The 13,072-nt window shown below is 60.8% G+C and carries 14 protein-coding genes and 1 pseudogene; 8 read left to right on the forward strand and 7 right to left on the reverse strand.

Translation table 11 applies throughout. The annotated features are described in order from the left end of the window. A partial coding sequence (locus tag C495_RS12000; protein ID WP_008163250.1) for a ZIP family metal transporter occupies window positions 1–707 on the forward strand: 707 nt, incomplete at its 5' end. A gap of 148 nt (window positions 708–855) precedes the next feature. On the opposite strand, the gene C495_RS18680 is transcribed toward C495_RS12000, so the two are convergent. Then, window positions 856–1,089: a DUF7344 domain-containing protein gene (locus tag C495_RS18680; protein ID WP_449406474.1), complete on the reverse strand. Its 234-nt coding sequence runs from the start codon at window positions 1,087–1,089 to the stop codon at window positions 856–858. A gap of 864 nt (window positions 1,090–1,953) precedes the next feature. Between C495_RS18680 and C495_RS12005 the strand changes: the two are divergent. Next, window positions 1,954–2,505, forward strand: a pseudogene (locus C495_RS12005) (zinc ribbon domain-containing protein); the annotation flags it as partial. 58 nt (window positions 2,506–2,563) lie between these two features. On the opposite strand, the gene C495_RS12010 reads toward C495_RS12005, so the two are convergent. The 5 genes from C495_RS12010 to C495_RS12030 form a co-directional block, all read right to left on the reverse strand. After that, entirely contained in the window at window positions 2,564–3,076 is a 513-nt protein-coding gene (locus C495_RS12010; protein WP_008163254.1) for an Lrp/AsnC family transcriptional regulator, read from the reverse strand. A 199-nt stretch (window positions 3,077–3,275) separates the two neighbouring features. Continuing rightward, on the reverse strand, window positions 3,276–4,457 hold the full coding sequence (locus C495_RS12015) for an inorganic phosphate transporter (protein ID WP_008163256.1): 1,182 nt from the start codon (window positions 4,455–4,457) through the stop codon (window positions 3,276–3,278). A gap of 61 nt (window positions 4,458–4,518) precedes the next feature. Further along, window positions 4,519–4,980, reverse strand: coding sequence for a YeeE/YedE family protein (locus C495_RS12020; RefSeq protein ID WP_049890329.1), 462 nt, complete (start codon window positions 4,978–4,980; stop codon window positions 4,519–4,521). Between the two features lie 54 nt (window positions 4,981–5,034). Beyond that, on the reverse strand, window positions 5,035–5,526 hold the full coding sequence (locus tag C495_RS12025) for a YeeE/YedE family protein (protein ID WP_008163260.1): 492 nt from the start codon (window positions 5,524–5,526) through the stop codon (window positions 5,035–5,037). A gap of 20 nt (window positions 5,527–5,546) precedes the next feature. Further along, window positions 5,547–6,740: an MBL fold metallo-hydrolase gene (locus C495_RS12030; protein ID WP_008163263.1), complete on the reverse strand. Its 1,194-nt coding sequence runs from the start codon at window positions 6,738–6,740 to the stop codon at window positions 5,547–5,549. Window positions 6,741–6,998: 258 nt separating this feature from the next. Here C495_RS12030 and C495_RS12035 point away from each other — a divergent pair, with 258 nt between their 5' ends. From C495_RS12035 to C495_RS12060, 6 genes are all read left to right on the forward strand, one after another. Beyond that, the gene (locus tag C495_RS12035; protein ID WP_008163265.1) at window positions 6,999–7,244 is read left to right on the forward strand and encodes a sulfurtransferase TusA family protein; all 246 of its coding nucleotides are present in this window, start codon (window positions 6,999–7,001) and stop codon (window positions 7,242–7,244) included. Between the two features lies 1 nt (window position 7,245). Beyond that, entirely contained in the window at window positions 7,246–7,827 is a 582-nt protein-coding gene (locus C495_RS12040; RefSeq protein WP_008163267.1) for a DsrE/DsrF/DrsH-like family protein, read from the forward strand. A 5-nt stretch (window positions 7,828–7,832) separates the two neighbouring features. Next, complete coding sequence (locus C495_RS12045; protein WP_008163268.1) at window positions 7,833–8,084, forward strand: HalOD1 output domain-containing protein; 252 nt, start codon at window positions 7,833–7,835, stop codon at window positions 8,082–8,084. A gap of 213 nt (window positions 8,085–8,297) precedes the next feature. Continuing rightward, window positions 8,298–9,644: an FAD-dependent oxidoreductase gene (locus C495_RS12050; RefSeq protein WP_008163270.1), complete on the forward strand. Its 1,347-nt coding sequence runs from the start codon at window positions 8,298–8,300 to the stop codon at window positions 9,642–9,644. Between the two features lie 81 nt (window positions 9,645–9,725). Further along, a complete protein-coding gene (gene mvaD, locus C495_RS12055) occupies window positions 9,726–10,703 on the forward strand; it encodes a phosphomevalonate decarboxylase MvaD (RefSeq protein WP_049890330.1) in 978 nt (325 codons plus the stop codon). A 133-nt stretch (window positions 10,704–10,836) separates the two neighbouring features. Then, on the forward strand, window positions 10,837–11,922 hold the full coding sequence (locus tag C495_RS12060) for a carbon-nitrogen hydrolase family protein (protein WP_008163273.1): 1,086 nt from the start codon (window positions 10,837–10,839) through the stop codon (window positions 11,920–11,922). Between the two features lie 4 nt (window positions 11,923–11,926). Here the strand turns inward: C495_RS12060 and fen are convergent, their stop codons facing one another. Continuing rightward, complete coding sequence (fen, locus tag C495_RS12065; protein WP_008163276.1) at window positions 11,927–12,904, reverse strand: flap endonuclease-1; 978 nt, start codon at window positions 12,902–12,904, stop codon at window positions 11,927–11,929. Between the last annotated feature and the right edge of the window lie 168 nt (window positions 12,905–13,072).

The following is a 13,072-nucleotide window of genomic DNA, read 5'->3' on the forward strand; positions in this document are numbered from 1 at the left end:
AGATCAGCGACCGCCGGAGCGTGATGCTCTGGGGACTCTCCTCGGGAATCATGGTTTCAGCGTCCGTCTTCGGGCTGATTGAAGAGGGACTCGCCGAGGGGTCGATGACCGAAATCGCCGTCGGGATGGCTGCTGGCGTCCTCCTCGTCGTCATCGCTCACGATGTCTTGATGGACGCTGAGATCGACCCTCGGGAGTACGAGGAGGCCGATTTCAAGAAACTCGTGCTCATTCTCGGTATTCTAACCGTTCACAGCTTCCCCGAAGGAATCGCCGTCGGCGTCTCGTTCGCCGATCTCGGCCTCGAGGACGGCGTGGCGTTCCTCGGCTTTACTGTCCCGCTACTGGCGATTTTCATGACAGTCGCGATCTCGATTCACAACATTCCCGAAGGGACGGCGATCTCGATCCCGTTGAAATCGATGGGCGTCTCGAAATGGAAGATGGTCTGGTGGGCGATTTTCTCGAGTCTGCCACAGCCGATCGGGGCCGTCATCGCCTTTGCGTTCGTCAGCGTCGCGCGGGAGTTTCTGCCCTTTGGCTTTGGCTTCGCCGCGGGGGCGATGATCTACCTCGTACTCACGGAGTTCATTCCGGAAGCGTTGGATCTCGGAACAGACCTGCCGTACGGCGGGAAGCCCGAACTCGCCGGTGGAATCGCGATCGGGGTAGCGANAGCGATTATGCTGCCGCTGGCATTCATCTGATCGCCGTTATCAGTCGTTGGTAATACGGTTTCTTTATTCAAAGGTGGCCGTGAAACTCACGTTCAGTACAGGTGAAATACTGAACAGAGTCTTCTGTCTCAATCAAACCTCGTCTACGATGGGTGAGAACGGGACCTTTTGTATGGCGTCAATCCTGATGTTCAGCCACTAGTTTGAGATGAGGTCTTATCTCGTCAAAACAGGGACCTTGTACTACGAGATTGTGATCTAGATCCCACTCGATGAATCCGTACTCTGCCAATTTAGGAAGGTGAATATGATGCATACTGACCGAATACTCATCCACTTCTGCAATCATTCGAGAACTGGATAAATATCTCTGAAGTAGGTTCTCGTCCGCTTCTGCAACTTCTCGGGAAATGCCAGACGGTTCTGGGACGTGTTGGGGGCNGTTGGGGGCTGGAGAGTAGCTTTACTAGTAACTGTCGTCGGTGACTGGCTGCCAATGCGGCAAATACATCATCATGATTGACTATAGGCGGCAGGTCGGTAGTATCCTGCCCCTCAATTTCTGCAACTGCCGCTGCCACGTTGATTGCCGGAGCCTCTTGGTCCACATCAAATGCCCAATGAGTTGCCGCCATCTCTTCTTCATCGCCGTGTTCACTTCCTTGCTCACTCATGGTCTTGTTATTGTCCCGTCAGCGGTGATGTGACCGTACCCATCAATAGGGGCCGCCTCGGCAAGGAACCGGTCAAGTTCGTTCGTTCTTGCGAGTCCAATGGAATCCATAGTCGTATCAACTGTAATGAAGTCGACCTCCGCAAGTTTCTCGAGGTGGGTGTGATACAACGCCGTTTGATCTTGTCGATACGACTGGCCCGTTCCATCCCTGAGTATGCCTCGTTCCAATCGGTGATCGCGGCTGCAAGCGTCTCAATGCCAACGTCCCTGGCTTTAGTTCGAAGATGATGCAACACGTATCGCCGGTGCGGATGCGGCAAGAGATCGAAGGTCTCGTTCAGTCGAGATGTATTCAGTGGTGCCATAATCTATCGATGGGGCTGTATCGATATAGTGTTTCTTTAACTATAATTTTATACTTTTGATATTTCCAAGGCGAGGGCAGTAATTGATTGACTTTCCCAAGCAAACTATGGATTATCAGTCAAGCACCGCTGGCAAATTTTAATAGTGCAACTACTGATGCCGTACTGGCGCAGGCTATCTTTAAACAGCGAGAGAATCCCGCCGTTTCACGGCGTTGACGAGAGCAAAGCTCTCGCACGCAAGAAACTCGCAGACCGCGAGACGCATTTCTACCACGTTCTCACGGACACCATCATTACGGAGTGTGTCGAACGTGGTGTTGGTACGCTCGCGGTGAGTTGGCCTGAAGACGTGCGAGAATCTGACTGGGGCAAAACGGGGAACAAGAAGTTGCACAAATGGGCGTTCGATCGTATCTACCAGTACCTCGAATACAAAGGCGAGATCCGTGGAGTAGAGGTGCTGAAAGAGAACGAGTGGAACACCTCGAAGACGTGTTCACGGTGTGGTGACGATACGAAGTCGAATCGTGTCGAACGTGGCCTGTACGTCTGTTTATCGTGTGAGATGGTAGCCAACGCAGATTGCAACGGAGCGGAAAACATGCGACAGAAGATAACTCCGAGTCCTCACGGAGAGGATAGGAGTAACGGCTGTGTGGTGGTTCGAGAGACTACGTCTCTCGTCATCACGAAAATCGAAGATTTTCGAACGACACAGCCATCGGTACACCTGTTCGACCGCGAGAGCGGGACGTTCACCACGAGAGAACAGGTCGTATCGTAGACCAGCAAATATCCCACCTGCGGTACGGGAAGCTCCGGCGTTCACGCCGGAGAGGATGTCACTCCTCAATAGACTCGCTTTCTGAGAGCGTGTCAGGTTCGCCGGCAATCTCCTGGTGGAAGTGATTCCACGGTTGGGTATGTTCCTCCGCCAGGATGTTGCTAGTCACGATCTGCAGGCCCAGTTCGTCTAACTGTTCGGTGCTTACCTTTACATCGGAGGTCGCTTCGGCCACGACCTCGACGTGGAGGTTCTCCTCGCCGGCCAGCATCTCCCGCACATTGACGACGCCCCGGACTTCGAGAGCCTCTTTCGCCATATCCGACCGTCGGGAGAGCTCGGTTGAACAAATAAACAGGACGCGCATCGGGTAGCCTGCCGCCTCGTAATTGATTTCCGGATTATACCCGAGAATGACCTCTTGTTCCTCAAGTTGCTTGATCCGATTATGGATGGTCGTCCCGGTCACGTCAGTTTCGTTGGCAATATCCGTGTCGCTGGCACCACGGGCGTCGATCTGTAACAGATGAAGGATGCGACGATCGAGGTTGTTCAATGGATCATCCACCATGTCATCTTGTTCGGGAGAGAACCAATTGAACCTCTCGCCGATCCAAACGCAAGGAGAATCCAGGGACAGGATCTATAGAGAAGCCATCTCAGTGAATACAATCGTACAACGATTCCATCGATCAATACGCACACGTAGTTGTCGAATCGGGATTCTTCAGTTTCATCCGCTATTCTGAATGAAGAAATTGCGCTACCAACTACTGTTGCAGCAGATCGACGAGAAACATCGAGCCATAGCCAAGCGCGAGTGCCAACACGAGCGAGCCGGCCCAGGCGGCGACCGTCAATCCGAGTTTTCGGGGGCTGATACCTTCACCACCGCCGACGGCGAGGCCGCTGCCGATGATCGCACTCACGATAATCTCGTTGAACGACACCGGGACGCCGAGGAAGACTGCGGTCTGAGCGATCAGGAACGAGGGCACGAGCGTCGCGATCGATCGACGCGGGCCCAGCGAGGCGTACTCCTGAGACAGCGACTTGATCATCCGCGGTGCGCCAGTCCACGAGCCGACGAGAATGCCGACGCCGCCACCAAGCAAGACTGCGAGTGGCGAGACCATCGACAGCTCATCGAGCAGCGGGAGCAGCGGACCGACGGCTAACCCGACCTGACTCGCCCCCGCGGAGAACGCGACCAGTCCGCCGAGCGTGAGCAGGAATCGACGCAGCCCACCCGCCCGGTCGCGGGCGACGTCCCAGTGAACGACGAACGCAGCCAACAGCGCAACGGCGAGTGAAACCACCGCACTGGCGACGATGCCGTCGATCGGTAGCGCCATGGCCCCCGCAGCTGCGAGCGTCCCGCCGACCGACGCGAGGAACGCGAACTCGAGGTTAGCGACGACTGCGCCGACGATGGCCGCAAGCACTGGAACGCTGAGCCGTTCCGTGACGTCCGGACGCGGGAGCACGCTCGCGATCGCGTAGGCGATACCGCCACCGACGAACGGGGTGAGCACCCACATCGCGCCGATTTCGGTGTACTTCGCCCACGCGGGCTCGCCGCCGATCGCGAGGCCGACACCGATGACCGCGCCGGTGACGGTAAAGGCGGTCGCGATCGGGTAGCCCGTCGAAATGCCGATCGCCATCAGTCCGGCCCCGATCAGCAGCGCGACGATGACGCCGGTCGGCGGGAGACTGACGCCGTGGACCAGCCCCCGACCGACTGCATCGGAGACGCTTGCACCCTGTGTGACCGCGCCAGCGAAGCCAAGCAGCCCGACGATAAACGCCGCGCGCATCGTCGAGATCGCGTTCGCGCCAACGGCCGGAGCAAACGGAGTCGCACCGCTCGAGCCGGCCCCGATCACCCAGGCCATGAACAGACTCGAGACGGCGGCGAGGCTAAACAGTAGTATCGTTGAGGGGTCCATAACTCGTGTACAAAAACGCGTTCAGACAGCGATCCGTGGAGCGGGAGCCGGAATCACGGGGTTAGTCAGCACCCGCGGGTGTGGTTTCGGACGCCGCACGCTGGCTGCGCCAGTAGCCTTGAATGTAGGCCCCGGCGAACATGCCGACGAGCGCCCAGAGGATCGTGATGTTGCCGATCCCGAGGCTGGCGTAGGCCGCGCCGGGACAGATGCCCGACAGGCCCCAGCCGACGCCGAAGATCGCACCGCCGATCAGGACGTTACGGTCGAACGACTTCAGCCGCCGGCCGTAGGCGTCGCCAGTCAGCGGTGCGCTGTCGCGCAGTCGCGGCATGAGCGCGAACGCGATCCCGGTAACGATCGCCGCACCGAACATGACGAACAACAGCCCGAAGTCGTCGAACTGGAGGAAATCCAGCACGACTTCCGGACGGGCCATGTGGCTAAAGCCGAGCCCGAAGCCGAAGATCAGGCCGCCGACGAAGATCAGCGGCATGAACAGAGGGTGACGATTGCCGCTCACGGGTCGTCACCTCCCCGTTCGCTATCTCGAGACGCAAGCGTCTCGCAACTCATATTACGGACTCACCCCCATGAGCTGGACCAGCTGTGCCGTCACGATCGCGACCGCAAGGAACGTCATCACACCGACGATCGACGTCTTCGACGCCGAGCCGACGCCACAGACGCCGTGGCCGGACGTACAGCCCTTCCCGATGCGGGTCCCGATGCCGACGAAGATGCCGCCGACCAGAAGCCGCCAGGGCTGAACGTCGGTCGTCCACGCGCCACCCTGCCAGATGACGGCGTAGACGGCCGCCCCGAGGATGATCCCGAGCGTGAACACGATCCGCCAGTCCCGCGAGCTGCGATACTGCTGGAACCGGGACTGGTCGGAGACGTACGACAGCGTCGACTCGAGGAACGTACTCGCGCCGGCTGAGATCCCGGTTCCCATGTAGATTACGACCGCACCGAGACCGACGAGCAGCCCCCCGACGGCGTACCGAAAGACCCCATTGGGAAAGAGCTCGGCGGTCAGCGAGAGCGGGACGAGTTCTGTGAACATTCAGTATCAGATCACGTGTCTCAGTCGTCTGCCAGCGATCCCTGGCTGGCAGCACAGTTGTTCGGGCCAAGCTCGAGTTCGAAGGCTTCGTCGTCGTCAGCCTCCTGTTGGCCGAGGTTCGTCGGGATGATGTCCTCATAGTTGGCCGGGCGTGGTGGCATATCCGAGAGGATCAGTTCGACGAAGTCGTCCTCGTCCATCGTCAGCGCAGCCATGTCGCTTTTGAGCTGGCCGACCGGTGCCGTGTAGGTGCCGTCTTCGGCGGGGACGGCGGCATCGCTGAAGTGAGCGCCACCGATGAGCGTGTCGTCGGGCAGCGAGAGGACACGCTCCTGAAGCGACTCGTAGAGCTGGCTGGCGGCTTCGGGCGCGCCGTCGTCGCCTTCCTCTAAGTCGGGGCGGGCAACGCTTTCGATGAACAGCCCGTCACCGGTTGCGAGCAACTCGCCGTCGATCAGGTACGAGGTCATCCCGGAGGTGTGACCGGGCGTGTAGACGGTCTCGATCGTGACGTCGCCGACGTTGAACTCGTCGCCGTCCGCGGCGAGGGTCATCTCGTCGGCGTAGGTGACACCACGGTCGACCGCCGCCTCGGGGATAACGCCTTCGACGCCAACGGCGTCGAGCGAGCGGACGCCCGAGATGTGGTCAGCGTGGATGTGCGTGTCGATCGCGTACTTCAGGTCGACGCCGAGCTCGTCGGCGTCGTTCAGATAGCGATCGGTGAACGCACGCAGCGGGTCGATCACGGCCGCCTCGCCGTCGTCGTAGACGAAGTAGCCGAGACAGCCCGACGATGGGCGCTGATACTGGAGCAGGGTGCCGGCGCCGTCGTAGCCGTCGACTTCGACGGCCTCGTAGATGCGTGCCCAGCCGTTCATCCCCTCCTCGAGGTGGTTGACCTCGTAGCCGCGGTCGGCCAGTGCGCCGGCGACGAACTCGCTGGCACCGCCTTTCGCACAGAGGACCGTGACTTCGCGGTCGTCGGGGATCTGCTGGAGGACGTGAGCGTCGATGTCGTCCTCGAGGAACTCGAAGTACGGGACGTTGATCGACTCGACGTTGTCGCCGTCGATTCGCCACTCGTCGTAGTCACTTTCCATGCGTGCGTCAAGGATCGTGACCGCATCGCCCGCATCGATTCGTGCTTTCAAGTCGGCAGGAGTAACCGATTCGACCGGTTCGTCTGGCGTTGGAAAGTCCATGTCGTCCATGTTGTACAGTATCCAGTATCGGCTACTCGCACTTAAGAGTTTGTATGGTATTTCCCTCACCGTACAATACAGCCCACCAACGGTTCGACAACATATACTGTTTGAACGCGTGTGAAGGCTGTGCTGACGGAAAGTAACGGGGTGTATGACGGGTTCCGGAAAACCACAGCTATTCACGATCGGCACAATAACCGATATCCTTTTATAGGCACAACCAATATTGTGTATTAGCTCCAATACAGAGCACAGAGACAACATATGAGCTCAGAATACGAAACCACCGAGACGCTCGACGTGAAAGGACTGTCCTGCCCAATGCCCATCGTGAAGACCAAGCAAGCGATCGATGACCTCGAGGCAGGCGACGTTCTCGAAGTCATTTCGACCGACTCGGGCAGCATGAGTGACATTCAGGGTTGGGCAGAAGGCACCGACGGTGTCGACCTCCTCGATCAGGTCGAGGCCGATGACCTCTACACCCACTACGTGAAGAAGACGGCATAACATGAGTACGGATAACACCACGCCATCGGCCGACGCCACCATCGACGCCGCCGAGGTGCAGGCGCTACGCGAGCGCGTCGACGAACTCGAGGCGTCACTGGCCGAGCTGGATGATGGCGATGACCAGCAGAAGATGACGATCATCGCGACCCAGGGCAGCTTCGATATGGCGTATCCGCCGCTGATCCTCGCGAGCACGGCGGCCGCCTTCGGCTGGGACGTCGTCGTCTTCCACACGTTCTGGGGCCTCGACATCCTCCACGAGGAGAAATCGAAGGAACTCAAGCTCTCCGCCGTCGGCAACCCGAGCATGCCGATGCCGAACGCACTCGCCGCGCTGCCCGGCATGGACTCGATGGCGACGAAGATGATGCAGAAGAAAATCGACGAGAACGGCACCGCGACCATCGAGGAACTGATCGATCTCTCGCTCGATCAGGGTGTCGATCTGCAGGCCTGCCAGATGACCATCGAGCTGATGGAGTACGACGAAGACGACTTCTACGACGGCGTGACGACGGGCGTCGGCGCAGCAACCGCGATCCAGCACATGGCCGAATCGGACGTCCAGTTGCTGGTCTAACTCATATGCTCGACCACGAACCGCTGGAGGCGAACGCACGTCCGAGTCTGCGTGTCATCGAGGCTGTCGCCAACGCAGACGACGTCGACCCCGCGGGCCTCGAACCACCACTGTACGACGTTGTCGATACGAACGCACTGGACCGGCTCTTCGAACCCACCGCGTCCGGAACGACGGCCCGTCGCGGACAGGTCTCGTTTCGGTATCGTGGCCACGAGATTACGGTCCACTCGAGTGGGCGTGTCGACCTCGAGTAATCCGAGGACGACCAATTCTTGAGACCGGAACACACGATCCGTAGCTGACAGCATCCACAGACAGTTCTCGAACGGCCAGCGTCGACCACGACGCAGTCACGTGATCGCCGATGGAGTCACGCGTGTCCAAAGTACAGTTGCTGGTGGTCGACCGTTTCTTAGTATTGTGAATTTTGCGAAATACTTTACTGGGGTGCGAACGTATCGACGAGTATGAGTGAGCCATTCGTCATCGTCGGCGGGGACGCAGCCGGAATGAGTGCCGCAAGCAAGGCCAAACGCGAGGCCCCGGACCGGGACGTAATCGTCTTCGAGAAAGGCGAGTGGGTCTCGTATGCGGGCTGTGGAATGCCCTACTACATCAAAGGCGACGTCGACGACCTCGAGGACCTCGTCTCAGTCACGCCCGAGGAGTTCCGCGAGCAACGTGACGTCGACCTTCGGACCGGCCACGAGGTCGTCGCGATCGACCTCGAGGCGAACACCGTCACCGTCGAGGCCGACGGCGAGCGCTTCGAGCAGTCCTACGGCGACCTGCTGATCGGTACGGGCGCACGCGCCATCGTCCCACCGTTCGATGGGATCGACCTCGAGGGCGTGTTCACTCTCCGGAGCATGGATCAGGCAGACGCCATCGAAGACTACGTCTCGGACCACGAGCCAGCAACCGCCGCAATCGTCGGCGGCGGCTACGTTGGCGTCGAGATGGCCGAAGCGCTCGACGAACGCGGGGTCGACGTCTCCATTTTCGAGATGCTACCCCAGACGCTCCAGCCCTTCGGCGAGGAGACGGCACGGGTCGTCGAGGACCACCTCCGCGAGCAGGGCGTCGATCTCCACCTCGAGACCGCCGTTCAGGGCTTTGCGGGGAGCGACCACGTCGAGTCGGTCGAACTCGAAGACGACTCGGTGTCGGCGGATCTCGTCATCGTCGGCGTCGGCGTCGCGCCGAACGTCGAACTCGCCGAGGAGGCTGGTATCGAGATCGGGGAAACGGGTGCGATCGCGACCGACGCGTACGGCCGCACGAACGACGAGAACGTCTACGCTGCAGGCGACTGTGCCGAGGCGGAAAACGTCGTCACCGGCGAGCCAGATCACGTCCCACTTGCGCTGACAGCGAACCGAGCCGGTCGAGCGATTGGCTCGACTGTTTCGGGTGATCCCACGGAGACTGGCGGCACCGCCGGCACGGCGATCGTCAAAGCCTTCGAACTGGGTGCTGCCCGAACCGGGATTCTCGACGACGAGCGCGCACGCGAGGCGGGCTTCGATCCCGTCTCCGTCACGATCGACACCGAGACGCGGCCACACTACTACCCCGGTGCGACCGAACTCACCGTTACGCTCGTCGCAGATCGAGCGAGCGAACGCGTCCTCGGTGCCAGTCTCGTCGGCCCCGAGGGAACGAAACGCATCGACACGGTCGCGACGGCCGTCTCATCGGGACTGACCGTCTCGGAGCTACAGAACCTTGATCTGGCCTATGCGCCGCCGTTTAGCCCCGTCTGGGACCCGATCCTGACCGCCGCGAAAGTGTTGCAAGGCAAACTCGAGTAAGCGAGTCGACACGCTCTCGGAGCGCCGGCCGGTCGCACTGATGCCGTGAGCTTTAAGCGGCCATCATCCGCCTATCCGGATATGAAAGCCACCGCCATGGCCCACCCGATTCAGGGGCTGGTGAAGTATCACGGGATGCGAGACGACATCAAACGACTGCCGTACCACGACAGCATCAGCCTCTGTACGGCACCAAGCCACACGCGAACGACCGTCGAGTTCTCGATGGACTACGACGAGGACACGTTCGTCGTCGACGGCGAGGAACTCGACGGGCGGGCCCACGAGCGGGTCGAAGCCGTCGTCGAAAAAGCCCGACAGAAATCCGACGCCGCCCACACCGTCTACCCGGTTCGCCTCGAGAGCGAGAACAGTTTTCCCTCGAACGTCGGGCTTGGCTCGTCGTCCTCGGGCTTTGCGGCCGCCGCGATGGCGCTCGCCGAAGCCGCAGAACTCGACGCATCGAAACCGGAGATTTCGACGATCGCTCGCGTCGGCTCGGCGTCGGCCGCTCGCGCCGTCACCGGGGCGTTCTCGCAGCTCCACACCGGGATGAACGACCAGGACTGTCGCTCGAGTCGCATCCCAACTGACCTCCACGAGGAGCTGAAGATCGTCGTCGGCCTCGTCCCCTACCACAAAGAGACCGAAGACGCGCACAACGAGGCTGCCGACAGCCACATGTTTCAGGCGCGCAACGCCCATATCCACAGCCAGATCGCCGAGATGCGGGATGCACTGCGAAACAACGACTTCGAGGCCGCGTTCGAACTCGCCGAGATGGACTCGCTGTCGCTCGCCGCGACCACGATGACCGGCCCCTCGGGCTGGGTTTACTGGCAGCCGGAGACGCTGTCGATCTTCAACCGCGTGCGCCAGCTCCGTGAGGAAGAGGACATTCCGGTCTACTTCTCGACCGACACCGGGGCCACGGTCTACGTCAATACGACCGAGGAGTACGCCGAACGCGTCGAAGAAGAAATCGCCGACTGCGGCGTCTCGACGACCATCTGGGATGTCGGCGGCCCCGCCCGACTGCTGGACGACCACCTGTTCTAGTCGCCTCGACACACCACATCGAGGCCCCTTCTGCGGTTTGGGACGCCGTGTACCCACCGACGGTTTGCTCGAGCAACTGACCGTCTCTGTTCGGCGACAGTATCTTTTTGGTATTCGTTAGCAACCATCGTGTATGGTCGCAGAACAGTTCACCGCGGCGGCTGCACAGGTCGAACCGGTCTATCACGACAAGGAAGCCACGCTCGATAAGACGTGCCGATGGATCGAGACGGCGGGCACGCAGGACGTCGATGTCGTCGTCTTCCCGGAGACGTTCTTCCCCGGCTACCCCTACTGGCGAGGGAGTTCGATCGCCCGCTGGACCGACCTCATGGTCGAGTTACAGAAAAACAGCCTCTCGGTCGAGGACGACGCTCTCGAGGTACTCGGCGACGCGATCGACGAGGCGAACTGCCACGTCGTCTTGGGGACGAACGAACGATCCGAGCGGCCGGGAAGCGAGACGCTGTACAACTCGCTGTTTTACTTCGATCGCTCGGGCGAGTTGGTGCGTCGCCACCGAAAGCTCATGCCGACCCACGGCGAGCGAACGATCTGGGGCCGGGGCGATCCGTCGACGCTCGACACACACGACACCGACATCGGGCGGATGGGCGGGCTCATCTGCTATGAAAATCACATGACCCTGCCGAAAGGCGCACTCGCCGCGATGGGCGAGGAGATTCACCCCGCCGTCTGGCCGGGGTTCTGGGAACAACACGGCCATCCCGGCGACAAATCGAAGGCGACGGATCGGTCGGCGATCGAGACCTGCGATCAGTACCCCGCAATGCGCGAGTACGCCTTCGAAACCCAGTCGTTCGTCATCTCGAGTTCGGCCTACATGAGCGACGAGATGCTCGGGCGCGTGATGGACGACGTCGATTTCAACATCGCCGCTGGCGGGAGCATGCTCATCAACCCGGCTGGGATCGTCAAAGCCGGGCCGGCAATCGGTGAGGAGACGCTGCTCACCGCCGAGTTCGACCGTGACGAACGCCGCGCGACGAAGGCGTACTTCGATTCCGTCGGCCACTACACCCGCTGGGACGCGGTCAACCTGAACGTTCGAGACACCGAGTTAGCGCCGTTCGAGGGCGAGCAGGCCGGCGAGACACCGCCGACGCCGAGTCCCGCCACGATCGAGGAGATCGCAACCGAACACGACCTTCCGATCGACACGGTCGAGTCCATTGTCGACTCGCTGCACTCGTCGTAATCCGTCAGGTCCAGCGATCCAGTCCCACTTGTGTCACGCTCTCCTCGATCCGTTCGAAGCCGCGTTCGACCTCGCCGGCGTCGATGCCCCACTCGTCGGTGACGTACGCCCGCGCGGCCTCGAGGTCCGGCTCGAGCGTCGTCTCGAACTCGTAGTCGTCGGTCACGTTCGGATCACGGAACAGCTGTCGCACGCGGTCACCGTACTCGACGCTGTCGCCGCGAGCCTCGAGCACGCTCCAGAGGTCACCGTGTTCGGTGATCTCGGAAATCGCCGTCTTCGGGCCGATTCCGTGCACACCGTTGTTGAAGTCGGTCCCGATGAGGATCGCCGCGTCGATGAGTTGCTCCAAGGTGAGGTCGTGGTGCTCGAGGGTGGCCTCGAGATCCATCAGTTCGGGGTTGCCCTTGCTCGTCAGTTGGCGCAGGGTCAGCGGCGCGCCAAACAACAGCGCGTCGTAATCCTCCGAGCCGACGTAGTCGGCGTCGCCACGTCGGGCCATGTGAGCGGCCTGAGCTTCCCCCTCCGCCGGGGCTTCGACGATCGGGACGTCGAGCAGTCGGAGCAGTTCCCGGCTGGTCTCCTGAATCGTCGGCGTCAGCCGCTGGGTTCGGGACTCGAGTTGAGCGATCGCGACCTCGTCACCCTCCTCGCGGGCGACCTCGAGTTGGTCTTCGTAGGTCTCGCGTTGCTCGCGGCGAGACTCGATCTCGTCGGCTTTGAGCTCGGAAGGACCGCCGTCGAAGACCATCACCGGCGTAATGTCGTGTTCGAAGAATTTGGGTAGGCCTTGGATGATGCCGACGAGGTTCGCGACTTCAGTGCCGTCGGCGGTGGTGTATTTCGAACTGTTCGTCCACTTGACCGTCGTCGTCAGATAGCGGTAGAGCCAGTTGTGTGCGTCGACCGCGACGACACCCTCGACGTCGTCGAACGGAACCTCTTCGATGACGGCGATATCGCGTAGTGCAGCGTTTCCCATTGGGGACGTTTGGGCCGACTGGGATTTGAACTATTGGCTTCGCACCAACGAGTGGCCGTGCTCGAGCACAGCAACTCGAGCACAGACGGTCAGGACACGTGCGAGTGGAACACTACGGAACTGTCGGGCATCCGCGAGCGAAGCGAGCGGTTCTCCGCCGGAGCGGGG

This window comes from Natronorubrum sulfidifaciens JCM 14089 (genome assembly GCF_000337735.1).
Classification (GTDB): domain Archaea; phylum Halobacteriota; class Halobacteria; order Halobacteriales; family Natrialbaceae; genus Natronorubrum; species Natronorubrum sulfidifaciens.